The organism is Ekhidna sp., assembly GCF_965228795.1.
GTDB lineage: Bacteria > Bacteroidota > Bacteroidia > Cytophagales > Cyclobacteriaceae > Ekhidna.
This window is the reverse complement of sequence record NZ_OZ245839.1, coordinates 2561361-2587486: the sequence shown is the minus strand read 5'-3', so window position 1 is coordinate 2587486 and position 26126 is coordinate 2561361. Positions and strand designations below refer to the sequence as shown.

Here is a 26126-nt window from a genome sequence, read left to right as displayed (position 1 = left end):
CCGAATGTTACCACCATATATTGACAATTACTGTAAAAGCCAAGCAGAAGAAAAGCTTTTCAAAATATTTAAGAATAGCTCATTTACAAAAGATTGGATCATACTTCATTCCCTTAATCTGTCTCAGCATGTAAAAAGGTTATATGGTGAAATAGATTTTCTTCTGCTGATTCCTGATGCTGGAATTTTTGTTTTAGAAGTTAAAGGTGGTGATGTCCAATGTAAAGATGGTACTTGGTACTATATAAATCGATTTGGAAAGGAATTTAAGAGTTCTATCGGACCATTTAACCAGGCAAGGGATGCGATGTTCTCTCTAAAAAAGGCAGTTACAAAAAATTATGGAAGGAATCATCCATTTAGTCGTCTGGCAACAGGATTTTTATGTGCATTTCCTGATATTCATTTCAAAAAATCAAGTATAGAATATGAACACTGGCAAGTTTTAGATAGAGCTGTCATTGAAAATGATCCTGAGGGTTTTTTTAAGAAATTCACAAAAGAATCCATAGAAAAGTTTAGAGGTCAGAAATGGTTTTCAGAGCAGGATTCAATTCCGGATAAAGAAGACATTCAGGAAATATGTGAATTTCTAAGAGGCGATTTTGAGAGAATTCGATCCATTAGGGATAGACTCAAAGATTTTCAGGACAGGGTAATCACTTACACTGGCGAGCAATTTAGAATACTAGATTCGATTCTTATGAATTCTAATTGCCTCATACAGGGAAGTGCTGGTACAGGAAAGACGATGATTGCGATTGAGTCAGCTATAAGATCTGCTGCTGACGGAAATAAAGTCTTTTTGACCTGTTTTAATAAGTTAGTGGGTGAATGGATGAAAAAGCAAGTGGCTGAATGGAGTGATAAGATAACCGTTACTAACCTCCATAACTATTTGTTTGAAATATCTGAGGGGTTTGACTATGATGAATCTAAAGAGGGTAATAATGATTTCTACTCCGAATATCTTCCTATATTAATTTCTAAAATGTTTGAAAAAGGAATATTTAAGAAATATGATAAGATTATTATTGATGAGGGTCAAGATTTAATTAGAAACTCGTATCTCGAGCTGTTCAATTCAATGTTAATAGGAGGGCTAAAGAATGGAAGTTGGGAAGTCTATTGTGATTTTGAACGACAAGCGATTTACTCTCAACTAACAAAATCAGAGATGTTGGGAATCATTGATGGTTATTCATCACCGACCAAATTCCTTTTAAAAATAAATTGTCGTAACACTAGACAGATTGGAGAAGAAACAGCATTAATATCAGGCTTTGATCAACCACCTTTTTTATTAGAGTATCTGGAAGGGATTCCCGTTCAATATTTCTTCTATCGTGATAATGAGCATCAAAAGAAACTAATTGAAGATTGTTTTATTAAGCTACGGAAGGACAATCTTCCAGATATTGATTTGAAATTTTTGTCTCCAAGAAAATACAAAAGCTCTGTTGTAAGCACCCTCACCAATATTAAGGCAAAGGAAATTAATAGCTTCAATGAGGCAGAGAAGTATGGGTATTATGGATTCTCGACCGTGCATGCATTTAAGGGACTTGAAAGTCATTATGTAGTAATTACAGATATTGAAGATTTAACGAAGGCTCAGACCCGATCACTCTTGTATGTTGGGATGTCAAGAGCAAAGTATGGCTTGATTCTCTTTATTTCGGAAAGTATGCAAGATGAATATAAGAAGTTGCTTGAACTTAAGATGAATAAGCTATGAGAGATTCCATTCTCGATTATTTAAAAAAAGAATTAATAGGCCCTGATCCGGTAGAACCATATATACAGGCTAATGGTGAGGAGATTCTGATAAATGAGCCACCAAGATTGAGGTATTCAGCTGGAATTCTATTTCCTCAAACAATCACGTATTCAAATAGTGATTCGAATTCCGAAGATGAAGAGGAAACCATAAAGAATGAAGTTTCTGAGATTGATGAGGACCCTGTCAAAGCGGAAGATACAAATTCACAATCTGACGTGGCAGAAGATTTTGAAGAAGAGATTGGATTGGCCAACAATTTCATGCCTGCTGCAATGGGGCTCAGTTGTTTATGTGTTATCCCTGATGATGGTTTCAAAGTTCTTATAAGTGCAGCAATTTATGAAAAGGACAAAATCCAGGAGGATTTAGCTGATGGTAGAACAATCACGAAACAGGCTTATCTAAGAATCCCCATTGACCAAAGTCTTTCAATTGCAAGAGATAAAATTCCTGTCAAACCGAATAGCTATGAAGTTTTCAGTTTGCAGGATAAAGATGGCAATGATGTCAATTTAAAACTTCATATTAGAAACAGGAGCACTAACTCTACAAGTGCATCTGATAATTTCAGTTTACTGACTTTTACGTTGATAAACACAAACCAAGGAAGTAGTGATAGTGTAAAGAATGAAGATTGCTTTTTCCAGGTTTCATTCAAAATTCAAGCTTCTGAAAACTGTTTTCATCCATATAAGCCAGTTTCGCTAAAAACTGATAAGGAGGATGAAAAGTCGAATCAGCTTCTTTACAGGAATAAGAGGACGTTTGCAGTGGGACATGGATGCTCGCCAGTTTGGGCAAATGAAGATGATAGCGTAATAAGTAGTATTTCAGCCAAAGTTATACCCAGTTATGAAGTAAAGCCAATAGTGCCTAACTCGCTTCCGCAGGTTGAATTAAAGATGTACGACTTTAGCGATTTTTCTCAAAAAGACTTTTTAGCTAATCTTCGAAGTTTATGTGATCATTACGAATTATGGATCAAGGATCAAGAAGAAATTTCTAAAAATGAGCTATCAGATGAACATAGATTAACAGCCACCAGACATATAGCAAGTTGCTACAGATGCCTGGAAAGAATGAGAGAAGGTGTAGACTTGATAGCTAAAGATTTACTGGTAAAAAAATCCTTTCAGTTAATGAATCGGGCTATGTTACTTCAACAGTTGCATTATAGCATAGAAACCAGAGAATGGATTGTTGAAGATAACAAAGCTGAAAACTTAAAAAGTGCTCAAATTCCAAACATCCATGATAAAGAAACATGGAAGTCTGGTTTAGGCTCGTGGAGGCCATTCCAAATCGCATTTGTGCTAATGAATCTTAACTCGATGCTTGATCCTAAAAGCCGAGACAGAAGAATGGTCGATCTAATTTGGTTTCCAACTGGTGGTGGAAAAACAGAAGCATATCTAGGTTTAAGTGCATTTTCGATATTCTTGAAGAGGCTAAGGGATCCAACTGATTCGGGAACCACAGTCTTAATGCGGTATACTCTAAGACTTCTTACAGCACAACAGTTTCAGAGGGCCTCCTCTCTAATTTGTGCATGTGACCTCATTCGGAAAGAATTCGAAGAGGAGCTTGGATCTGACCGTATTACGATTGGATTATGGGTTGGTGAAAGCTTGACTCCATTGACAAGACAAAAAGCTCGTACCCAGCTTCAAAAACTGGAAAATAATCAGGAACGAAATAACCCTTTTATCTTATTGAAATGTCCGTGGTGCGGAGCTCAAATGGGAGTAATTGATGCGGGACGGAACAAAATAATAAAAGGCTATAGAAGGAGAGGGAATCCTCAAACAATTGTCTACAAATGTGATAATCCCGAATGTGATTTTCACAACGATTCGTATCCCATTCCATGTATTGTGATTGATGAAGATATTTATGACTATCCACCAACTCTGCTTATTGGGACGGTAGATAAGTTTGCAATGTTGACATGGAAACCTTCGGCAAGGTCATTATTTGGTTTCAGGGATGGTTCTGCTCGTGTTACCCCACCTGAATTGATCATTCAGGATGAACTCCATTTGATTTCAGGTCCGCTAGGTTCAATGGTTGGACTTTATGAAACGATGATTGAGGAACTATGTACAAAGGATGGGCAGATTCCAAAGATTATTGCATCTTCAGCCACTATAAGTAGAGCTAAAGAACAAATAAATTCGATATATGGAAGAGGGGAAGACAATGTTACAATTTTCCCTCCTCAGTGTATAAATGCAGGGGATTCATTTTTTGCATTTGAGGACAAAGAGAGTCCCGGAAGAAAGTATGTGGGAGTTTATGCGTCTGGTCTACCATCACATGCATCTGCCCAGGTAAGAGTATTCTCAAGTCTGTTGCAAGCAACAAAATCAATATCAGTTTCTGAGGAACGAGAAAGAGATCCATATTGGACAGTTCTTACATACTTCAACAGTATAAGAGAACTTGGACATGCTGCAACTCTGATTAGAGCAGATATAAGAGAGTATATGAATTCTATCTGGATCAGGAAGCGTATTACTGGTGATGAACGAAGGTTTATAAATCGTGATATAGAACTTACAAGTAGAATTGGAAGTAATGATATTCCAGAATATCTGGAACAATTATCCAAATCATGGACAGGGGAGAAATCCATATACCCTGTCGATGTTTGTTTAGCTACCAATATGATTTCAGTTGGTGTGGATATTTCAAGATTAGGTCTCATGAGTGTAGTAGGCCAGCCAAAGACGACTTCAGAATATATTCAGGCAACAAGTAGAGTGGGGCGATCAAAGAAAGGACCTGGTTTAGTATTTACTGTTTATAATTGTTCGAAACCAAGAGATAGGTCTCATTATGAACACTTTCAGGAATATCATTCTAAAATTTACAGTAAGGTTGAACCGACAAGTGTAACTCCGTTTTCCGCACCAGCCAGAGAAAGAGCTCTCCATGCAATACTCGTTGGACTTATAAGATATTATTCGGCTGTCAATAGGGAATCACCGAGACCTTTTCCCGATAATAGTATTCTTGATAGAGTGACAAATTTGATTTATAAGCGAGTCAACCTGATCGATCCTTCTGAACAATCGAAAACTATTGATCTCATAGAAGAAAAATTAGATTATTGGAAAAATGAACAACCTGTGATATACGGTTCGTTTGGACAGCCTGACAATATTCCCTTAATGTATCCTTCAGGATCCAATCCAGCTGAGGACATTAAGCTGCGCGCTTGGGCTACACCGACATCCATGAGAAATGTTGATGCTACATGTGATGCTATTGTAGTTACCGATTATCCAAATAAACAAGTCATATAATGTCCGCTATAAAACCGGTACGAAGATCTCAGTTAATATCACCATGGGGTGTGGGTCACATGATTAATTTTCCTAATGATGAATCGTTAATGGTCGCGGGCTTAGACTTATGGGAAGAGATTTATCAGAGGGTAACTCCTCATAACGAATTTACAATAACTGAAGAAAGACTTGCCAGAAGATTGGGTGTAAAAGACTTTAGGCTGCCTCCTGATTTCAGAGATCCAGAGCCTGGAGTTAGTAATCCATCATTAAAAATACCGTTTATAAGATTTCCAAGGTGGCATTATTGTACAAGATGCGGGTATATGGAAAAGGTTCCAATTTTCCATTCTCAAAAGCCAACTTGTGGAGGCTTTGACTTTGGTTCTGGTCGGTCTTGTTCTGATATCCCTGTAAAGCGAAGACAAAGGTTAATTCCAGTCAGGTTTATTGCTGTTTGCCCACATGGTCATATTCAAGATTTTCCCTTCATAGAATGGGTTCATCAAAATCCGGTTAATGAAACTGGTCATCAACTGAGGTTAAGAGCTGGAAGAAGTTCAGGTGCTTTGTCAGGTATTGAACTCACTTGTAGTTGTGGAATTAGAAAAACAATGGTAGGTGCCTTTAATGAGCAGTCATTGACCAGAATTTCTGTAACCTGTAGTGGAGATAAACCTTGGCTGGGTATTGAAGCAGAACGTGGAAATACTGAACATTGTGGTCAACATCTGACAGTGGTACAAAAAGGGGCATCAAATGTTTATTTTTCTCAAGTAAGAAGCTCTATTTATTTACCTCAGTGGGAGTCTTCAGTGGATAGGACTATTGTAGAGGTTCTTGAAAAGAATTGGAAATTTCTGACATCTGGGGCTGTTAATGGAAACTTTGATCGATTAAGGTTTGAGTTAGTTGCAGAACAAAAGTTCAACCCTGATAAAAATGAGTACTACCTGGAAAAGCTTCTTGATGCTGCTTCGCGAAAATTGAATCGTGATGATAATTTAGATGATGATTCAGAAGAGAGGTATCGTAAAATGGAATATGATGCAATACTTTCAGAGGCAGGAGGAGAAAATCAAGACTTTTACGTTTCTAAGATTGTCAGCAGCAATTATGATGATTCTCAAATCTCATTTAGTACTTTCTTCTCTAATATTGGTTTGGTAAGGAAATTGAGAGAAACCAGGGCATTTGTTGGCTTTTCAAGACTATTACCGGAGGACGGTATTTCACTTGAAGACAAGAGAAACTTCATCAAATTGAACAAAGCTATTAGCTGGTTGCCAGCTATTGCAGTTAAGGGAGAAGGTGTTTTTTTCGAGTTTGATCATGATAAATTGAAAGAATGGTCATCCTCAAAGCAGATATCCGAGAGAACTGATATACTTTCAAGGAATTATAACTTACCCCGAGAGCAAAAAGGAATAGAAAGAAGAGAGTTAAAACCGGAATTTATTTTAATACATACTTTCGCTCATTTAATTATTAATCAATTCAGTTTTGAATGTGGCTATGGGAGTTCATCTCTCAGAGAAAGAATTTATTGTAATTTGGAATTTCCTAGTGATCCAATGAACGGAGTTTTAATTTATACAGCCTCAGGTGATTCTGAAGGTTCATTAGGTGGTTTGGTAAGACAAGGTAATCCAGGAAATCTTGAAGAAATTGTATATAAAGCAATAGAAAATGCTCGCTGGTGTTCTAGTGATCCAATATGTATTGATACAAACGGCCAAGGTCCTAATTCGTGCAATTTAGCGGCATGCCATAATTGTGCACTACTACCCGAAACAAGTTGCGAGGAATCAAACATGTTACTTGATAGAGCAATGTTAATTGGAACCCTTGATAATCCATCAATAGGGTACTTTAATCAATAGCTAGTTAATTGCTTTTTTAAGGTTCTTCTCCAACTCATCAATGATTCCCTGTTCCGGGTAATAGTATACACCACCTAACCGGGTGAAGGGAATCTTACGGGATTGGCGGAGGTTCTGGAGGGTGGAAGGGGAGATGCCGAGCATGTCCTGAACGTCTTCAGATTTTAGCCATCTATTGCTGTAGTGGCCATTGGCCAAGAGACTGTTTAATCTTTCAAATACCTCTTCCTTAAATTTTTCCAAGTCTTCCCTGGTAATAAGTTCTACCTGCATACAGGATATCCAATAAACGCTAGCGTGTGATTCTTAATGAATGCCAAATATGGCTTTTTCATCAATTTTTGGGCAGATACAGGGGTTATATAACCTTGAAGCAACCGATTGAAAATGAAGCGATTAAAAGAATGATATTTGTGAAAAAAAATATTGGAATCGTTCTGTTTAACTGATTAGTCTTTCCTTACTTCAAATGATTGATATGTAATGGAGATTGGGTTTAGCACAGAATAGTAGCAAACTGGTAACACTGAAATAAAAAATAACTTTAGTGAATCTAAAGTATGATTTCGAATCTGTTTAGTAACCGTTATGTAACCCCTTATTTCTCCTTCCTGTTGACATAATTCAACATTTCGAGTAGTCTTTTCTTAATGGATGCTTTAGTGCTGTTATCTGTGCTATAGTACTTGGCTTTCAGGCTTTTTAGCGATATATCCTGAGCATTTGCTGTTGTGAAATTATTTGCCGCTACTTTGAGCATTTCTGTTTGATTCTTGTTCTGAAAATACTGTAGATCATACATAATTCTGCAGAAGTAGGCGAGCTGTGCTACAGACATATCTGTTTCTACTTTGCCAATATGCTCATTGACAGATGCGCTCACTCCTTGTCTTCCTGAGCCAGTTACATCTACATTGATGTTTAGGTTTATATCTACTTCTTGCTTTTTGATAGATCTAAAGTTTATCAAAAGTCAAAATTCTGTATTCACATAAGAAGGCGTTACCATTTTATCATTAGGATCAATATATTTTCATTAACAACACGGTAGTCATTTTATCATTAGGATGATTCTCACCAAATGCATATCTACCACACTATTGGCATTTGAATTACCGGTTCTTTTCGTTAAAATACTATGAAGAATGGGTTGGTTCTGGTATTTTCATTTGTATTAATAGCGGATTCTAAATTGAAAAGATTAGTCAAAATATTACTTACATCTGCAGGTCTTGTTGTGATCATGCATTTTGCCAACCAAACCCTTGCAGACACAGATTCAATAACTCCGAAGACTATTACTTATTTATCTAGTACAGGGGATTGGAATACTTCATTGCCTAGAGGTGCCGGGCAAGGGCAATTAAAAGCAACTTTTGAAATAGACCCTGATCTGAAAAGTAATGGTCAAAAGGAGTTGATAATAGCTTTTCTTGGATCTTATGAAGTTTTTTGGGAAGGTAAGTTGATTGGGATTAATGGAAAAGCAGCAGACGCTCAAGCTGATGAGATTCCAGGGCAGCTTGACCAAAAGTTCATAGTACCGGATACCTTAATCCAACCAGGTGAAAATGAATTGATTTTGAAATACTCAGATCATTTCAACCATGATCGTGCAAACATTACTGAAATTAGTATCGCTACTTACAATGAGTTTTATAAGCGAACTATCATCCAGGCCATGTTAATCTATGCGCTTGCCGGTATTTTTCTCATTGTAACGGTCTACTATCTATTCTTGTATTTCTATACTTTCAGAAAAGCTTCTTATTTCCTGTTCGCGTTACTTTGTGGAGCGTCTTTAGTACTCATTGTATATGCATATTCTAGAAATTACTATCCATACATTTACACTCAATATGCTACTCGCCAGGTGGTTATTTGGACATTCTCTTCATTGATAAGCCTGCTTTTGCCATTTTTTTACCTTTATTATTTTGACCTTCCCCGTAGGAATTTTTTCAACGTTGCTATTCCGGGGGTGTTTCTCATAAGTGCTATTGTCTCATGGCCATTAGGAACTCTTTTTACTGTCCTGGCCATTCTGCTTCCTTTGGGCTTTGTTATATGGGCATTGATTAAGAATAGAAGAGGTTCAACTGAAGCGATGATAGGGCTTTTAGTGTTCCTCTCAAGTTTTATGTATTTCAATATCAGTGTTTATGTCGGGTTTGGCATATTGGTTATCATCACGCTCTTATCACTTTCAATCAACCTTGGGTTAGAGCGAAAAGCCCATGAACAATCATTACTTCGATCAAGTCGCCTTGAATCTCAATTACTGAAAAAGAATATCCAGCCACATTTTCTGATGAACACATTGACCAACATTATATCTCTAATCGAATCTGATCCCAAAATGAGTGTAAGGCTGATTGAAGCCCTGAGCAATGAGTTTTACACATTGATAGAAATTGCTGATAAGCAACTAATCCCCATTGAAAAGGAGGTTGAATTATGCCGTTCTCACCTAGAGATTATGAGTATACGAAATGATATTTACTATGAGCTCAAGACCAACTCAAATGGAACTGTTAAAATCCCCCCGGCAGTACTACATACCCTTTTTGAAAATGGAATAACACATAATTCCCCAATTGATGGAAAAGTTTTGTTCAGGCTTGACGTGCATAGCAATGGTAAGTCATGTCGAATTAGTCTTGAGACATACGGCCAGCCCAAAGACGAGGAGAATATGATTAAGGACGGAACAGGTTTTAAGTACATTAAAACTCGATTGGAGGAAAGCTTTCCCGGAAAGTGGGAGTTGAAAAATGAAAAAGCTGAGTTTGGATGGAAAACGGAAATAAAAATGCTACATGAAAATACTAATCGTTGAAGACGAAATACATATTTCAAAACTACTAGAGAAGCAGGTTGCTGAGGTTCTGCTTAAGCACAGCCCTGAGATCACTCGAATTCCATTGTATGATGACGCTATCACGTATTTGGAAAAGAATAAAATCGATGTGCTCATGTTAGATCTCAACTTAGGTGGAAAGGATGGGTTTGAGCTATTGAAATTTTTGTCAGCGGGAGCATACCACACTATAATTGTTTCAGCTTACAAGGATAGGGCCATTGAAGCATTCGAGTATGGAGTTCTTGATTTTGTTCCTAAACCTTTTTCGGTTGAAAGGCTTAGGAAAGCCTTTTCAAGGATAGATGATGTCGAAAAAAAACCTGAACATCCAACAAAGTACTATGCCACACGGAGAAGGGGAAGGCTTCATCTCGTGAAGGATGAAGAGGTAGCATATTTTCAGGCATTCGGGCATTATTCAAAAATTCACTTAAAAAAGGGCGGTGAAGAACTGCATGATAAGTCGCTTGTTCAATTATTACCTCTTCTTAGTGAAGACTATGAGCGTGTTCATAAATCCTTTATTGTAAAGATGAGTGAGATAAAGGATATCCTGGTTTATGAAGGAGGGAAGTACCAAATAGAATTAAAGAATGGTGAAATTATTCCATTAGGTCGCGCTAGATACAAGACGATAAAAGAAAAATGGCTTCAGTGATCTATTTCATGAGATGCATAGGGGATGCATTAAAGGTTTGGTTTGAGAATAATTTTCTATTTCATTTATGAATGATTTTAAAAAGCCTATTTGCCATTTTTTCAACTATTTTAATTAGTTGTACAATGAACTCTTCAAATATTCGAGTTGAAGGAATTACTATAGCAATCACCAATGAAGATGAAATGGTGAAATTCTATCAAAATGTATTTAATATAGAATTTAAACAAGAAGACGCTTTTGGATCAACCCTTTATCATGGGTCAGTCAGCTCTTTCAATATCCTATTATGCCCAAATAAAATTGCAAATGTCAATGCTGAAAAAAATAGGATTCAATTTGACTTAGTTGTCACTGATCTCAATGAAACGATAAAAGTAGTAACGGCCAATGGAGGGAGTTTGCTAGAAGAACCTAAGCAACATGAACAAGAGGTTTTCGGATCAGTAGTTGATCCTGATGGCAATACAATAGTGCTTAAGCAATACCTCTGAAAGCAAGGAAACGATAAAGTGGCATTGTTGTCTTACGAATATGACATCTTCATCCAATAAGGAATCTCATCAAAGTCTCTTCAGAGTAATCTTGCCAGTAATTGATATAGATGTGGCTCACCAATTTTATTCGCAAATCCTTATTCAGGATGGCACCCGTGTCTCACCAGGTAGACACTACTTCAATTTAGGTGGTACAATCCTTGCGTGTTATGATCCGAAAGCTGATGGAGACAATGTCAATAATAAATGGGTTTTTCACGAAAACCAATATATCTATATAGCGGTTAATGATCTTGAAGAGATCCATTCTAGAATCAAAGGTTTCGATGAAAAACTCATTACTGGTGATATTGAAACAATGCCATGGGGAGAAAGGCTGTTTTACGCTAAAGATCCTTTCGACACACCTATTTGCTTCGTAGATGAGTCAACGAAATTTATGGGATAATAAAAGAAAAGTGGCTCCAAAGAATTAATGGAACCACTGATCTTCCTCTTCATTTATTACCAACTCTATTTTAATTGATGGTTGAGTGTGCTTGTGGTGATTACTTGTATGTCGCGTGTTCTTTTAACGACTGGAAAAATGATAGTCGTACTTTGTAACTCAGGCTGTTCATTATCCATATGATATATCATCCTGGTTGGTTGCGTTTGCACATAACCGTGTTCCAATAACCAGACCTTACAGTATAGGCCGTGTATCGGAGAGTTTTTCACAGAGCTATTTACGACTAGCGCAGTAGTTCCTTCCAAAGTTTTTACTTTGAACCTTTCTAATTCATCAACATTTACATCGTCCGGTACTTCAAAACCTAATTCCCAATCAAGCTCCTCATTTGACACAGCATCAGGGTCTTCAGGATAAATACCTATGTAGTTTTTAACATCCCAATCTAAACTTTCTATATATCCTGAAAATGTAAATATCACCTCAGGATGTTGATTAAAAGATCCTTTGTTGGTCATATAAATAATTTGCGTAGCTGGTAGAACTTTGATTTCCATTTTTGGTACCAGTTCACTCGTTGAATTATCAGGCGTCTTTGAAATTTCTCCATTGGATTCTTTTCCCGGGCCTGTACCACATGCAAAAGCTAATAGTATTAGAGTTAAAATTTTGGTATGTCGCATAGTGCTAATTTTTGATTATTGATTTTGAAACTGTTACCAGTTGGGACAATACATCATTCCATGCATTAATAAAGAAGTCTCTTGCTTCATCCCATTCCTGGGATTCACGCCATCCTGTATGGATTATTCCGACCTTAGTTCCAGAGTTTATGTTAGAAAAAATAGCAATGACATGGGTTTTGGGTTTAGCATTGTTCATAAACTTCTTGTATTGTTTTGGGCCTTTCCATTCAAAAGAGATGTAATGGGGAGACTCCAAAGCAAGTATTTTACATCCTCTTGTGTTATCATTTTCTATATCGTCCGGAACCCAGTACAATTCATATTTTCCGCCTAATCTTGGTTCAATGTCTGCTTTTACAGTCAGCCATTTTTCCAGGTATTCATTTTTTGTAAATAACTGGAAAGCCAAATCATTGCTACAATTAAGGATTACTGATTGGTGTATTATTTTGTCCATGGTTGCATGATCCCAAATATGTTTCCATCTGGATCTCTGAAGAAGGCCAGATCTCCTGTTTGTGGAATGTGCATTTTCTCTACTACAATCTGTCCACCATTTTCCTGAATTTGCTTGATCGTGGAATCTAAATCATCCACTTGTATATTGTTTGTTACTGGTTGATTTGGATCCTTTCTTTTCATAATTGCACCATCTATTCCGTGCTCTCCATTTTGACCTGTTTTCGCCAACCAATATTCTTCATTCCCCATTTGGTTAAACTGCCATCCAAATACAGATGAATAAAAGGATTTGCTCTTTTCAGTGTCCTCTGCTGGTATTTCAAAGTGTATTACTCGTGCCATAATTTTTTTATTTCAATTTTACTCAATCAGGTAATGAATTGCTGTTATTTTAACAGCAAGTGCATTAAGACTAAAGCAAGTGCATGAAAACATGTAAACTGACCCTTGAGTATGATTATCTAGTTATTGAAAAAGATGATGATTAAAGACAACCAAATTCGCATAATCCCACTTACGAAAAGTTGTATTCCCCAATACGCAGACGGAAAATCCAAACTATTAACAATAGTGAGTACTAAGCCAAATAATCCTCTTCTTACTCATAATGAAACCTGATCGAGCGTGAAGGTCTTTATGTCAGAACTTCCCCTAGATTTGATGTTGAGCTCAATAGATGGCTTTTCCAGAAGCTGCCCTAACTTGTCTTGTACATCACAAAAATCTCCTTTTAGTAATAGATCATCTATTTTCATTATTTGATCACCTGGCTGTAATCCAGCCTTATAGGCGGGTGTTGAATTCCAAACATTACCAATAAAAACATCTCCATTTGCTTCGTAAATGGAGAATCCATGGGTTTTATAGGTGCTTACCTTATGATTTTGTTGCGAAAAGAACAGTTTCTCAGAAGGGTAATCCAATAGGACATGAGCTTTTTCCAAAAACTTGAAGCCGACTCTGGAGATGTTAGCAGGAGTTGTGGAGAACCTGGTTTCTTCAAACAGAGTAGTTCCTATCTGAAGATTTTCTTTTAAAAGATAAGATGGACTTTCGATACCCTTTCCAAAAACACTTTGTCCTTCAGATCCATTCCCACTCAGTAGGATGTTAAAATCAGCCAGGTTTTTGTCAACGAACTCCAATTTGGATGTGTAAAAGGAATTGTCACCAGTGTCGAACATAACAGTATCTATGGTGCTCCCGATCTTCACCTTAAACAGAGGAGTATTTTGAGCGTCCATGAATAGAGTTATGCTATCTGAATACATTCCCTTCTCGGGTGATGTTGAGAGAATTACAAGTTTCTTATCAATCTTGAATTCAATTGCAAGTAGTCTAAGTAAGTTACTCCCAATAAATCCATCTATTCCATCACATCTGAGTGGCGTCTTTTCGAGATCGAGTACCACTGCTGGAATGTCATTGAATGTGAAACCTCCTAGCTTAATCTCATTGGTTTTCACTATCCGAGAGGTATCAACATTAGCATTAGCATCGCTATTGGGGAGTATTGCTAGCGTTTCAATTGAAAGTTGGTCGTAAAGGGACTTGCTTATTAGAAGTGGAGCTCCAGTATCTAATATGAACCTTGATTCAATTCCATCAATTTGAACATTGAGAACAATTTTATCATTGATGATTTCCACTGGTATTGTGGTCTTTGATAATCCTCTAGTATCTACACTTCCTTGATTAATTAAAGATTGACTAGTACATGTAGTTACTAGAATCAATGAAGCGCAGTAAACCTTAAAAGTTTTTATCAAACTGTTTCTATCAGAAGACCTTCCCATTAACATTTCTTAAAATGCCATTTTCATCCGGGATTGAATAAACAACATAACCAGTACTTGATTTGACCTCTATACGGAACTCACCCTTTTCATCAGTTTTTGTTTTTATTTTTTCATTAAGAGCATTAAGGATATAAACGCCTACTCCAGTATAAGGCTCATTTTCTTTGTTAAGCACAAAGCCTTCAAGATAAAACCTCCCATTTTCTTCCACTATTTTTTGGGAAGGGAAAAAGCCTGTTTTGCGATCAATATCTGTCGATTCATCTGGGGATTTACCATCAAATCGTTTATCCTTTTTTAGGATCAAACTCAGACTTCCGTCAATTGGGATTGTAGCGATAGCGGTTCTATATCCTGGGAAGGAAAAAGATAATGACTTAGTATCATTACTTACTACAATTGAGTAGTTACCTTGTAAATCAGTATAAACTGTTTCACCTTCATTACCTGAAATAGCAATTCCCGGAAGACTTTTACCTTCAACTCCTGTTACCTTCCCTGAAACAGTTTTTACACTTTCTTCAACTGTATTAAATGCAAGAAGAAAACATGCTAAAATTGGAATTATAATTCCATATCCAGATTTTTTAAGTTTTAATCTTAAGTACTTCATAATAATCTTAATTTGTTAATTAATTCGTTCAAATTTCATTTTCCATGTTGGAGTCCAGTTGATTCCATCAACTGACCATCCGGACTCCCATTTAAATGAATCCTCTGTGATATCGTACCAATAGAATCGAACGGTTACTTCATGCCCACTTTGGGTTTTAAACTTTTTCAAAAATGTTCCAGCACCATTTTCAAACTTTCCTATAGATGGATCGGGTTGCGCGGTTGGATCGTCCGAGTCATACCACCTTATTTGCCACTCATTTTTTTCTTCATCAAATTGGCGAACCGTCATTCCTTTGAAAGATTTGCCATCAATTACAGATTCAAAAAAGTCAACATTACCATAACCATTCAAAGTTTTCCTTACTTCTACAGTTGCCGTAAATTTCTTCCAGGTTCCATCGTCCATTTCTCTTTCATTTTGAACCTTCCATTTTCCAATATAGAAGTCAAAATCGTTTATCGCAGATTCTTTTTCCTGTGAGAATGAAAGAAGTGATGTGAGCCCAATAAGGACGAATGATAATAGTGATCTCATGTGCTTTTTTAGCAGATAGATACTCAATACCTGATCAAAGGATGATATTCATTGCAGAAGGTGCACTTGGGGTTCATTAAGTGCATGTCCTCTACTTATAATGCTAATGTGCCATGTGTTAAATATTCTGCCTATAGTTTAGGGGTCTTTATTGTATATACGAGGCTTTTGAATTACACTAAGCTATCTTCATCCCTTCAGGCTTAAGACCTAAATCAGGAATTCTCTCGGCAGCTTCTTTTCTTCTTTGATCAATCACCTTGGCGTAAATCTGTGTAGTCTTTACTGTTTTATGGTTAAGTAACTTTGATACAGTATATATGTCAGTTCCTAGAGAGAGCTGTAAGGTAGCGTATGTATGACGAAAACAATGGAAGGTTATTTTCTTGGTGATGCCTGCTCGCATTACCCACTCGGATAATTTAAGATTGGTCCAAGCAGAATACTTTAAGCCTTCAAATATCTTTTGATCTGGAGCTTTGGGATAGCCAAGTATTGTAACTGCTTGCTCCGGAATATTATGAGTTTGGGGCCGGTCAGTCTTTTCGTGAATGAAACGTATGAAGTAACCATTGATTTCTGAGTATTGGATCTCTTTCCAGGTAAGGTTGATTAGATCACTCCAGCGTAAACCAGTGAGGGCTGAGAAAATAGCAGCTTTCTTTAGCTCTGGTGATTCGCACTCTGTATTGAAGAGGGCTTTGAGCTCTTCCAGCGTAAGGAACTCTCTAACAGTTTCCTTCTGCTTGATTCGATCAATTTTGAGCATATAATTTTCTTCCAGGTATTCTTTCTTAAATGCCTCCTCGATGGCCACCGAAAACTTGCTGAAATAGGAGGACTGGCTGTTTTGAGAGAGTTTTCTGGTCTTACTTTTCAGTGAATGAGTTGTTTTAAGGAACTCCTTAAAATCTTCACAGAAGTCTTTATTTATATCTTCCGTGCTACATTGACCATGGGTGAACTTTACCAGGTACTTATAAGCACTCATCCAGTTACCATGATTTCCGTCACTGTCCCATTTGGAGTTAGCAAGCTTCTTGAAAAAGTGGAGAAAATCAATCTGCTTGGATTTCTTGAAAATGAAATCAAAGCGGCTGGCCTGAATGTCCAGCTGTCTGGCAGAGCAAATGCTTTGTGCCTGGAGTTTGGTTTCCTTGTTGTGCTGCTTCTCAAAAACTCCTTTCGGCTTCTCATAAAGGTAGAGCTTGAGAAACTCCCTGCGCGTGGATTTCTTTGTTTCCGGATCTACAAGAGGAGGGTAGAAGTCGAGGTATAGACTGAGTCTTCCTTTTGAGATTTTCTTTTGACGTAGAGTTACTTTCATGATTCTATGCTGAATAGGTGATCAATGTTTTTCCTGGCGATGATGGTACGTCTTCCAATCTTGGTTGCTTTGATACGACCATCCTTAATCATTCTGTATAAAGTCATTCGGCTAATGCCAATGAGCTCACAGGTTTCCTGGATATTTAGGAAGTCTTGCTCCTGAATCGCCTTTATAGGTGCTGCTTTGACCGCAAGTGTCTCCTGATTGGATTGGCCAATCTTTTCTTCCTTCTTGCGCTTTTTATAAGCACGCTTAGCACAATTGTCGCCACAGTACTTTGTTACGGTGGTTTTAGCGGTAAACTCTGTACCGCAGTGCTGGCAAATTCGCTGTATTCTGATATTTGAACTCACAGTTGTCTCTCTTTATACTGAAAGATGGGAGAGTATCTATATGTAACTTAATGTATCAATATGTAACATGATCTCTCCATTTTTGTACCTTATATAAAGATAAACAATTAGGTACAAATAAGGTACAAAAGAGGTCAAAAAATCACTAGAAAATGCGAATTAAAAAGAACCTAAAAACATCAATAAATAGCGTTATAGCTAGTATTTAAGGTTTCTTTGTTGGTAGTTTGTGGTGGTTTGGGAAGTTACTTTCCGATACAAAACTTCGAAAAGATATTCTCCAGCAGATCGTCGGTCGTCACTTCACCTGTAATCTCTCCTAAATTAAACAGCGCAGAGCGGATGTCTTGGGCCACCAGGTCGTTGCTCATCTCCATGTTTATCCCTTCAATCACGCGGTTTAGTGCCTCGTCGGTTTGCTGCAGGCTTTGTAGGTGGCGGGCGTTGGTCACTACCACATCGCTGGAGCTTTTGGTCTCCTCAACGAATAACTTCAGTCGGTCTTTCAATTCATCCAGGTGGGTTTTGCTTTTCGCAGAGATCAGCACCGGAGATTCATCGGCAATAGCCGCTTTCAGTTCTGCTTTTGCTTCATCCTCTTTGTTGCCCACCACCAGGTACGGCACGTCAGATTGCTTCAGCCCCTTGATCTGCTCCTGTATATCATGGACAGTGTCATTCGCCAAGTCGATCATGTAGATCACCATGCTAGCCTGCTTCATCTTTTCCAGTGTACGCTTCACCCCAATACTTTCCACCTGATCTTCCGTCTCGCGGATACCCGCAGTATCTATGAATCGAAACGCAATCCCATCAATGTAAATCTGATCCTCAATGAAGTCTCTGGTCGTACCTGCCACATCAGAGACAATTGCTTTCTCTTCATTGAGCAAGGCATTGAGCAGGGTAGACTTCCCGGCGTTGGGCTTACCCGCGATCACCGTAGGGATGCCGTTTTTAATGGCGTTACCATATTCAAAACTGGCAATCAGTGACTGGATCAGTGTTTGAATTTTGTTGATCAGGTCAATCAATCCCTGTCGGTCGGCAAACTCCACATCTTCCTCTGCAAAGTCCAGCTCCAGCTCGATCATGGAGGCAAAGTGTACCAGCTGTTCCCTCAGGTTTTTGATTTCATCGCTGAAGCCACCACGCATTTGCTTCATGGCCGTTTGCTGCATACTGGCGTTTTCTGAGGCAATCAGGTCGGCCACCGCCTCAGCCTGAGCCAGGTCAAAGCGTCCGTTTAGAAAAGCTTTTTGGGTAAACTCTCCGGGCTTAGCCAGCCGAGCACCTTTGCTCACCAGCAGGTTTAGGATCTTTTGCAGGATGTACTGTGAGCCGTGACTAGATATTTCAATCACATCCTCTTTGGTGTAGGAGTGAGGGCCTTTGAAAATAGACACCAGCACCTCATCAATGATGGTGTCTGCATCGTCACGAATGGTTCCCAGGTGAATGGTGTGGGAGTCCACCTTGGTCAGGTCTTTTCCACGGAATAGCCCGTTTACAATAGGGATGGTTTCCGAACCGGAAACACGGATAATTCCGATGGCTCCCTGCCCGGGAGGAGTGGCCAGTGCTGTGATGGTGTCATTGATGTGAGACATGGGTGCAAAAGTATAGGAGAAAGGGATGAAGTAACATTTTCTACAGTGCATGTTCCATTCCCCCTTAAGGGGGCTAGGGGGTGATACAATCTTCTTTTCTTAATTCTCATGTTCTTTTGTCTTGATACAAAAGAACCAAAAGATCAAGCGGTTCCCCGCCGGGACTGTAAATCCTTCGCTAAAAAATGAATTGGTTGCGTAAGCAAATCATAGTTTCACGAGAGGTAGTGCGGCAAGGGTTTGGGTACGAGTAAAACCAAACCTCGCCTCCTTCAAGCAGTGGTTTCGCAATAAGATTATTCAAAATACAATTTTTTATAACGCTCATGATTTAAGACCATTCGTTCGGCGTACCGGCGATGGGGGTGTGTATTCCATAGTTAACGTCAACGCTCCCCTCTCTAAGCTAGAGAGGGGCTGGGGGTGAGTTCGCAATACAGGATACTCTTCATTTTTTCCTAAATCCAAAAACGAATCGGAGCGGCATTCCGCCAAAAGATCACGACAAATCAAAGATTCACAAGGGATACGAGGGCATGTGGGTATGAGTAAAATCAGATCCCGGCCCTCACACAAGCTTACCCCGTGATTTTGCCTGGTATCGCCGTTTCGTCGAAATGGAGAGATGTATTTCCAATGCCGAAAAGCATTAAGGGCCATGTATAATAAATCTTGCAAAGTGGGAAATACTCCCTCTTTGAAGAGGGGTGTGTTGGGTTATGGGTAGGGAGTGGGATGTTTTGTGCGAATTTCTCTCCAATCCCTTACAGATTTTCTTAACAATGACTAAAATGAATTCCTTACCGTGTTCTTCATTTAATTTTTAATTTGATTTGCAAATAGGAAATAAATAAGTTTATATTTGTTTTGTAAATAGGAAATAAATAGAGCTAAAATGAAACTTGGAGCTTTTGAAGAATTGGTATTATTGGCAGTAGGGGTGCTTGGTGAAGAGGCCTATGGTGTCACCATCAAGGAAATACTAAAGGATAAGACCAAGAAGAATCCAAGTATTGGAGCACTTCATTCTGCATTGTATCGCCTGGAAGAAAAAGGCTACCTAGAAGCTTCTGAAGGTGGAGCTACCAGTGAGCGAGGGGGAAGACGGAAGAAATACTACCGCCTGACTTCTCATGGAATCAAAGTGTTGGAAGAAGCGAATGAGCTACGGATGGCTTTCTCGAAAGAGGTGCCGGGACTAAATCTGAATACGAGCTCATGAACACCCAACCCAATCCACCTAAACTGGCACGAAAAATCCTTCAGTGGTTTTGCTCGGAAAAGGTATTGGAATTTCTGCAGGGCGATCTGGAGGAATTGTATCACCACCGATTGGAGCGGCACGGAAGAATCAAAGCAGCCCTTCATTATTTCCTGGATGTATTCAGTGCAATACGTCCCTTCGCATTCAAACAATCAAGGTCAAACTCAAATATTGCTATGTTTAAAAACTTCTACTTTACCTCAGTCAGGAACTTCGCAAGGAATAAGCGCTACTTTCTGACCAACCTCACAGGACTAACCATTGGACTGACCAGTTTTGTGCTTATCGCTTTGTTTATTATAAATGAGCTCAGCTACGATCGGTTTCATTCAAAATATGAACAGATCTACCGTGTCAGTAATGTGGCTGTGATCAATGGCAAGCAAAACAGAGAAGCACCATCAAGTGCGCCATTGGCAGCAGTGGTGCTTAACGATTATGCATCCGTTAAAAATGCCGTGAGAATTGTTCAAAGCGATCCAATCTTGCTCGAAGAGAGCGATCGTAAATTCATAGAAGATGGCCTTTTTTATGTAGATCCTTCCTTTTTTCAGGTTTTCGATTTCCACTTAATTGATGGAAAGTCGAAGGAAGTCTTCAAGCACCCCCGATCTCTTGTGCTTACTGCATCGTATGCTGAGAAATTCTTTGGTGATGAGCGAGCCATAGGTAAGCAAATTCAGGTCGATACGGATTCGTCATTCTACATAATTACCGGAATAGTCGCTGATCCCCCAGCCAATTCCCACATTCAGTTTGATATGCTGGCTTCCCTTAGTTCACTTCCGGATGTAGACAAGGGCAATAACTGGATTGGTAATGGTGTCCATACGTACTTATTGCTAAATGAGGGCGCTGATGTTAACGATTTAGAAGAAAGCATGCGTGACATCTTTTACGATCACATGGCTCCTCAAATCGAATATTACACCGGCCAATCCATTAATGAATGGGAGGCATCCGGCAACTGGGTGGGGTATGAGCTCATGTCAATGAAAGACATTCATCTTAAATCAGATTTTACAAAGGAACTAACACCTGTTGGTAATCTGTCCTACATATACATTTATGCCGTTATTGGCTTCATCATTCTATTTATTGCCATCTTCAATTATGTGAATATGGCTACTGCTCAGTCAGCCACTCGAGCCAGAGAAGTGGGTATCCGCAAGGTGATGGGCTCCAGCTGGTCGTTGCTGGTAAAGCAGTTCATATTTGAATCGGTTCTATTGGCACTTTTCGCAGGGATTTTAGCAGCTTTTCTTTCCTACACGCTACAGCCATCATTTGAGTTGATTTTACAAAAAGAACTGGCGTTCGGTATCCTCTCCAATATTTGGGGCCCAGTAGCGCTTATCATCTTTGCGATCATAGTCGGTATTCTGTCTGGCACATATCCGGCGTTCGTACTCTCCAGATTTAGTCCGATTTGGGCTATGAAAAATACCTTGTCACCAGTAGGTACCTCAGGTTGGCTCAGAAATGGACTAGTTGTTATCCAGTTCGCGGCTTCCATAGTAATCATCATCGTAACCTTAGCCGTGTACAATCAGATCGACTATATGCTAACCAAGAATCTGGGCTTTGATAAGGATCAGGTGATGGTGATTAGGCGTCCAGATGCACTTCAGAATCACTTGGAGACATTCGAAAACGAATTAAATGCAATGAGTAATGTCCAGCAGGTGTCACACACCAAAACCTTGCCTGGAAAGGGGTATGATATTCGATCATATCGTCCCAAGGATAAAGGAGAAACATATTTGTTCCCGAATAATCTGGTCGATCAGGACTATCTAAAGGTGATGAACATTGAGTTGGTTGCTGGTCGTTTTTTCACAGATGAACATAAGCAAACAGATATTCATTCGGTGGTAATCAATGAAACTGCTGCTCAAGCTTTGGGATATGACAACCCTGTTGGTCAAAAGTTGACCTCACCCTGGCACATGGATGAATTGGTGACGATCATCGGCGTGGTAAAGGATTATCATGTCGAATCACTTCATCAGCCTGTATTGCCGGTATCAATGGAGCTGCTTATGGATGAATCTCCACAGTATATCAGCATTCGGCTGACGAGTGATCTGGACGTTAGAAAGACCATTGAGCGTATCGATGGATTATGGGCGGACTATACAAATGATCACCCGTTTCAGTATTTCTTCGTGGATGAGGAATACGAAAAGCTTTACCAAAATGAAGCAGCCACTGCAAAGATATTTCTTGTTTTAGCCTCATTATCCATTTTAATCGCTTGTTTAGGATTGGTTGGTCTTATATCATTCAATATATCAACGCGTAGGCAGGAAGTAGGTATTCGTAAAGTGCTGGGAGCAAGCACTGCCACACTCGTTTGGCTATTGTCTAACAGTATGGTACGTACCACGCTTATTGGAACATTAGTCTCATGGCCCGTTGCGTATTTTGCAACGGATTATTGGCTTCAGAATTTCGCTGAACGGACTTCAGTTGATGCATGGATCTTCATTCTTGCGACTGGTGTTGTTTTGATAATTGGAGGATTAGCAATCAGTTTTCAAACCATCAGAGCATCACTTATGAATCCGGTTGAAAGTTTAAGACAGGAGTGATTGCCTGACAGTACCTTTAATCTCTTTTGATTTACACTTTAAGATTTATTTGAGTTAAACGTAACCAATTGGTTTCTTTTTAGTATACTTGTAACCAAAAGGTTACTAATTATGCGACGAGATGTATTTCAGGCGGTAGCAGACCCAACCCGGAGGGGGATATTAGATATCCTTTCCGAACAACCACGAAACGTGAATGAACTGGCGGACAACTTTAAGATGAGCAGACCCGCTGTATCAAAGCATGTGAAAATCCTCAAGGAATGTGGGCTGGTATCTACCGTGAAGCAGGGAAGAGAGCGTTACTGCCATGCGAACCTTGACAAGCTTGGGGAGATCGCACTCTGGGTGCATCAGTATCGTCGTTTCTGGAACGATAGTCTGGATAAACTGGAGGAACTACTACTAAAAGAAGGCAAAACTAAATAACACGATAATGGATAAATACGGAAAACTCATCAATGATCACACCTTGTATTTTGAACGGCTTTTACCCGGTCCAATCGAACGAGTGTGGGAATACCTGACAGATGAAAAGAAGAGAGGCCTTTGGTTTGCCGGAGGAGATACCAATTTACAGCCAGGAGGCGAAATGAAATTGGTGTTTCATAATTCCCGGCTTGGCACACCGTCCGAGCCTACTCCAGAGAAGTACAAAGAATTTGGTGACGGGTTTGAATCAACAGCAATTGTGCAGGTAAGCGAACCACCTCATTTGTTGGTCCTGGAGTGGGAGGGATTGGTCACGTTCAAACTAGCAGAACAAGGGGATCAGGTGAAGTTGACCCTGACGCATGAGAATCTGAATCAATCGAAGGATGCACTAGTAGGTACGCTTGCTGGCTGGCACACACACCTGGATATTTTAGTAGATCGGATGAATGAAAAAGACCCGAAAGGATTCTGGGGCGTGCATATGAGGTTGGAAGAGGAGTATGAGGGGGTGGTGGATTGACCTTCAATAATTCGTCCTGCTTATGTGGGTGTCATCCTGAGTCTATCGCCTGCCTGCCGGCAAAGGCAGGAAGGATCTGGGTTGAGGGGAGATCTGCTTTTAGGGAGCATCCAGTTCCCCCTTGAGGGGGGCTAGGGGGTGATAAACTATATATACTTTACCCTTCAGGCCAGGTAGGCCCTTCATTTTGCCTTAATGTAAAACGAATCGGAGCGGCGTTCCGCCAAAAGATCAAGCGGTTCCCCGCCGGGACTGTAAATCCTTCGCTAAAAAAATGAATTGCTTGCGTAAGCAAATCATAGATTCACGAGAGGTAGTGCAGCAAGGGCTTGGGTACGAGTAAAACCAAACCTCGCCTCCTTCGTCGGCTTCAAGCAGTGGTTTTGCAAGCTATTCATCCCTCATTCATTTTTCTTAACGCTCATGATTTAAAGGCCACTCGTTTCTTCGTTCGGGCGATTGGGTAGTGAGCATTTCAGAACTTTCCCCCTTGAGGGCGGTCCGACGATTCGGGCGGTCCGACGTTTCGGTTAGGGGGTGACTTTAATGTTAATGCTACGAGATTCCCAAGTCTCACTCGTACCTCGTTCGCAAGGGAATTAGGATCTATTACCCCTCGTGACAGTACTTTTTGCTTGTGATAGGAAAGGAATGAGATTGCTTCGTCGTTCCTCCTCGCAATGACGAAAACAATAGTATTACCGTCATCGCGAGTATAGCGATGCGATCCTATTCCTGAATGCGAAAATTCTTTATCGAGTCTTCCTCGAAGCAGAATAAAACCAGATTCCAAATAATAACAAAAATCCACCAGCGATAGCGGTAGCCATTGTTGTTTTAAGAAGGAATACGATCAAAGCAGTAGTTGCAACAAGCCTTATGAACTCCACCGGAATCCAGCTTCGTCTGTTCTCCATGAGAATACCCAGCTGAGCGATGGACCAGATAATGAAGCCTGCCATTACGAGCTTGGTATAAAGCACATAATTACCTGATGTAAATAGAAAATAGGCTGTGAAAGAGAGAACCAAAACAAACTGCACTAATACATATCGGATCATGGGCATGTGGGGATGTACATCAAACTTCTGATAGGTTTTCTTATCAACCTCTGGTGCCATTTGATAACCACCTAATTCAACCGGCTGCCAACCCGGTTTATAGAAAAGCACTTTAAGCTTGTTCCAGAAGCCTGGAGTGGCTTTCACCTGATTAGTCATATCTACGATAGGAAGGACATTGGCCCAGACCGGATTCCAGGTATTGGTGGGTTTGGTCACCCCGTAGGTGGGCTTTTCTTCCTCCTTCTGGAAAGTGCCAAACATACGATCCCATATCATTAGTGTGCCAGCGTGATTCTTGTCAATGTATTTGGGGTTTCTGCCGTGATGAACCCGGTGGTGTGATGGGGTATTAAACACATACTCAAACCATTTAGGCATTTTATCAATAGCCTCTGTATGAATCCAGAATTGATAAATAAGATTTAATCCCTTTACTGTCAGAAAAGCGTACGTATTGAATCCAATCAGTGCAAGCGGAAGGTAAAACACCATCGCAAAAGCTCCTCCGAATGAGGCTTGTCTCAATGCAACTGATAAGTTGTAGTCTTCACTCTGATGATGTACTACGTGTGCAGTGTTCCATAGGAAATTGATCTCGTGACTGGCTCGGTGAAACCAATAGTACATCAAATCCACAAGTAGGAATAAAAGTACATAACTCCACCACACGTTTGGAATGGTAGCAATCGACCAATATTCAAAAACATATTGATACATAGCAATGGAAAGCACACCCCAAAGCGCGTTGGTGACCTGAGACGAAATACCACAACTAATATTAGAAATCGCATCATTGGTACGATACACTTTTACCTTTTTCACCGATTGATAGATCAGCTCAAATCCAATGAGGGTAAAGTAAAGGGGGATGGAAAGTATAACTGGGTTGAAATCCATATTCAAAATTAATGATTGGGTCTAACAAATTCTTTTATGAGCTGGTTAGATTTGCATCATGAATAAAGCGATCAAAGTTCTCAATAGATTTTCCGTTCTTTTATTCTCTGCTATTTTCTTATTGGTCTATGCCTATTTACCAATCTCAGTAGATATCGGCATTGATGAAGTCAAGCAGCTGCACAAACAAAATTTCTTCTACTATTTTTTCGGAGGCTTTATGGTCATTAACATTTTGCTTAGAGTAGCTACGAAGTTTGGGACTAGCAATCTGTCCGAAGAACTTTCCGCCTGGATCAGATCGATTGTGTTCATAGTTAATTTCTACCTGACAACAATGGTTGGATTCATTGGCGTGCTAAATAACACCAATCATATCAATCCGGAGAGCTATGCATATCTATCTTATCTAGGTCCTACATTGATAGGAATCTGGATAGTTGGTTTGATTTTTTTATTTATAAAAAATAAGTAGCAAAGCGCTCAATATCAGCTTTTTAAATTGGCTTATTTCAAGTAAGACTACCTAATAAT

At 39.3% G+C, this 26126-nt stretch carries 24 protein-coding genes; 12 read left to right on the top strand and 12 right to left on the bottom strand.

Annotated features, from left to right (window positions below; genetic code table 11):
• Nucleotides 1–4: 4 nt before the first annotated feature.
• The 3 genes from ACQK2H_RS11550 to drmB are packed head-to-tail and all read left to right on the top strand — an operon-like array spanning nt 5 to nt 6956.
• Entirely contained in the window at nt 5–1738 is a 1734-nt protein-coding gene (locus ACQK2H_RS11550; protein ID WP_425391600.1) for an NERD domain-containing protein, read from the top strand.
• Nucleotides 1735–5091 carry a helicase-related protein gene (locus tag ACQK2H_RS11545; protein WP_425391599.1) on the top strand — a complete coding sequence of 1119 codons (3357 nt, stop codon included), beginning with the start codon at nt 1735–1737 and terminating at the stop codon, nt 5089–5091. Before ACQK2H_RS11550 ends, ACQK2H_RS11545 begins: the two co-directional genes overlap by 4 nt.
• Nucleotides 5091–6956, top strand: a complete 1866-nt coding sequence (gene drmB / locus ACQK2H_RS11540) for a DrmB family protein (RefSeq protein WP_425391598.1) — start codon at nt 5091–5093, stop codon at nt 6954–6956. Before ACQK2H_RS11545 ends, drmB begins: the two co-directional genes overlap by 1 nt.
• On the opposite strand, the gene ACQK2H_RS11535 is transcribed toward drmB, so the two are convergent.
• On the bottom strand, nt 6957–7229 hold the full coding sequence (locus tag ACQK2H_RS11535; RefSeq protein ID WP_425391597.1) for a helix-turn-helix domain-containing protein: 273 nt from the start codon (nt 7227–7229) through the stop codon (nt 6957–6959).
• Nucleotides 7230–7554: 325 nt separating this feature from the next.
• Nucleotides 7555–7926 (bottom strand): hypothetical protein, encoded by a 372-nt coding sequence (locus ACQK2H_RS11530; protein ID WP_425391596.1) that lies wholly within the window; start codon nt 7924–7926, stop codon nt 7555–7557.
• 168 nt (nt 7927–8094) lie between these two features.
• Here ACQK2H_RS11530 and ACQK2H_RS11525 point away from each other — a divergent pair, with 168 nt between their 5' ends.
• From ACQK2H_RS11525 to ACQK2H_RS11510, 4 genes are all read left to right on the top strand, one after another.
• Nucleotides 8095–9795 carry a sensor histidine kinase gene (locus ACQK2H_RS11525; RefSeq protein WP_425391595.1) on the top strand — a complete coding sequence of 567 codons (1701 nt, stop codon included), beginning with the start codon at nt 8095–8097 and terminating at the stop codon, nt 9793–9795.
• A complete protein-coding gene (locus ACQK2H_RS11520) occupies nt 9776–10477 on the top strand; it encodes a LytR/AlgR family response regulator transcription factor (protein WP_425391594.1) in 702 nt (233 codons plus the stop codon). The genes ACQK2H_RS11525 and ACQK2H_RS11520 overlap by 20 nt, the downstream gene beginning before the upstream one ends.
• A gap of 125 nt (nt 10478–10602) precedes the next feature.
• A complete protein-coding gene (locus tag ACQK2H_RS11515) occupies nt 10603–10971 on the top strand; it encodes a VOC family protein (RefSeq protein WP_425391593.1) in 369 nt (122 codons plus the stop codon).
• A 40-nt stretch (nt 10972–11011) separates the two neighbouring features.
• Nucleotides 11012–11422 (top strand): VOC family protein, encoded by a 411-nt coding sequence (locus tag ACQK2H_RS11510; protein ID WP_425391592.1) that lies wholly within the window; start codon nt 11012–11014, stop codon nt 11420–11422.
• Between the two features lie 65 nt (nt 11423–11487).
• On the opposite strand, the gene ACQK2H_RS11505 is transcribed toward ACQK2H_RS11510, so the two are convergent.
• The 9 genes from ACQK2H_RS11505 to mnmE form a co-directional block, all read right to left on the bottom strand.
• Nucleotides 11488–12108: a GyrI-like domain-containing protein gene (locus ACQK2H_RS11505; protein WP_425391591.1), complete on the bottom strand. Its 621-nt coding sequence runs from the start codon at nt 12106–12108 to the stop codon at nt 11488–11490.
• Between the two features lie 4 nt (nt 12109–12112).
• Nucleotides 12113–12568: an SRPBCC family protein gene (locus ACQK2H_RS11500; RefSeq protein ID WP_425391590.1), complete on the bottom strand. Its 456-nt coding sequence runs from the start codon at nt 12566–12568 to the stop codon at nt 12113–12115.
• On the bottom strand, nt 12556–12915 hold the full coding sequence (locus tag ACQK2H_RS11495; RefSeq protein WP_425391589.1) for a VOC family protein: 360 nt from the start codon (nt 12913–12915) through the stop codon (nt 12556–12558). The genes ACQK2H_RS11500 and ACQK2H_RS11495 overlap by 13 nt, the downstream gene beginning before the upstream one ends.
• A gap of 260 nt (nt 12916–13175) precedes the next feature.
• Nucleotides 13176–14222 carry an aspartyl protease family protein gene (locus tag ACQK2H_RS11490; RefSeq protein WP_425391588.1) on the bottom strand — a complete coding sequence of 349 codons (1047 nt, stop codon included), beginning with the start codon at nt 14220–14222 and terminating at the stop codon, nt 13176–13178.
• Between the two features lie 130 nt (nt 14223–14352).
• Nucleotides 14353–14985: a carboxypeptidase-like regulatory domain-containing protein gene (locus ACQK2H_RS11485; RefSeq protein ID WP_425391587.1), complete on the bottom strand. Its 633-nt coding sequence runs from the start codon at nt 14983–14985 to the stop codon at nt 14353–14355.
• A gap of 15 nt (nt 14986–15000) precedes the next feature.
• Complete coding sequence (locus ACQK2H_RS11480; protein WP_425391586.1) at nt 15001–15525, bottom strand: DUF1579 family protein; 525 nt, start codon at nt 15523–15525, stop codon at nt 15001–15003.
• A 178-nt stretch (nt 15526–15703) separates the two neighbouring features.
• Nucleotides 15704–16852, bottom strand: a complete 1149-nt coding sequence (locus tag ACQK2H_RS11475; protein ID WP_425391585.1) for a phage integrase SAM-like domain-containing protein — start codon at nt 16850–16852, stop codon at nt 15704–15706.
• Nucleotides 16849–17208, bottom strand: a complete 360-nt coding sequence (locus tag ACQK2H_RS11470) for a helix-turn-helix domain-containing protein (protein ID WP_425391584.1) — start codon at nt 17206–17208, stop codon at nt 16849–16851. Before ACQK2H_RS11470 ends, ACQK2H_RS11475 begins: the two co-directional genes overlap by 4 nt.
• A gap of 245 nt (nt 17209–17453) precedes the next feature.
• Nucleotides 17454–18818, bottom strand: coding sequence for a tRNA uridine-5-carboxymethylaminomethyl(34) synthesis GTPase MnmE (mnmE, locus tag ACQK2H_RS11465; RefSeq protein WP_425391583.1), 1365 nt, complete (start codon nt 18816–18818; stop codon nt 17454–17456).
• Between the two features lie 895 nt (nt 18819–19713).
• Between mnmE and ACQK2H_RS11460 the strand changes: the two genes are divergently transcribed.
• The 4 genes from ACQK2H_RS11460 to ACQK2H_RS11445 all read left to right on the top strand — a co-directional run bounded on the left by ACQK2H_RS11460 (nt 19714) and on the right by ACQK2H_RS11445 (nt 23631).
• Nucleotides 19714–20040: a PadR family transcriptional regulator gene (locus tag ACQK2H_RS11460; protein ID WP_425391582.1), complete on the top strand. Its 327-nt coding sequence runs from the start codon at nt 19714–19716 to the stop codon at nt 20038–20040.
• A complete protein-coding gene (locus ACQK2H_RS11455; protein ID WP_425391581.1) occupies nt 20037–22676 on the top strand; it encodes an ABC transporter permease in 2640 nt (879 codons plus the stop codon). The genes ACQK2H_RS11460 and ACQK2H_RS11455 overlap by 4 nt, the downstream gene beginning before the upstream one ends.
• Before the next feature lie 111 nt (nt 22677–22787).
• Nucleotides 22788–23105, top strand: a complete 318-nt coding sequence (locus ACQK2H_RS11450) for an ArsR/SmtB family transcription factor (protein WP_425391580.1) — start codon at nt 22788–22790, stop codon at nt 23103–23105.
• Between the two features lie 7 nt (nt 23106–23112).
• The gene (locus ACQK2H_RS11445; RefSeq protein ID WP_425391579.1) at nt 23113–23631 is read left to right on the top strand and encodes an SRPBCC family protein; all 519 of its coding nucleotides are present in this window, start codon (nt 23113–23115) and stop codon (nt 23629–23631) included.
• A 752-nt stretch (nt 23632–24383) separates the two neighbouring features.
• Here the strand turns inward: ACQK2H_RS11445 and ACQK2H_RS11440 are convergent.
• A complete protein-coding gene (locus ACQK2H_RS11440; protein WP_425391578.1) occupies nt 24384–25592 on the bottom strand; it encodes a sterol desaturase family protein in 1209 nt (402 codons plus the stop codon).
• Between the two features lie 58 nt (nt 25593–25650).
• Here ACQK2H_RS11440 and ACQK2H_RS11435 point away from each other — a divergent pair, with 58 nt between their 5' ends.
• Nucleotides 25651–26067 (top strand): hypothetical protein, encoded by a 417-nt coding sequence (locus ACQK2H_RS11435; protein WP_425391577.1) that lies wholly within the window; start codon nt 25651–25653, stop codon nt 26065–26067.
• Nucleotides 26068–26126: the final 59 nt, after the last annotated feature.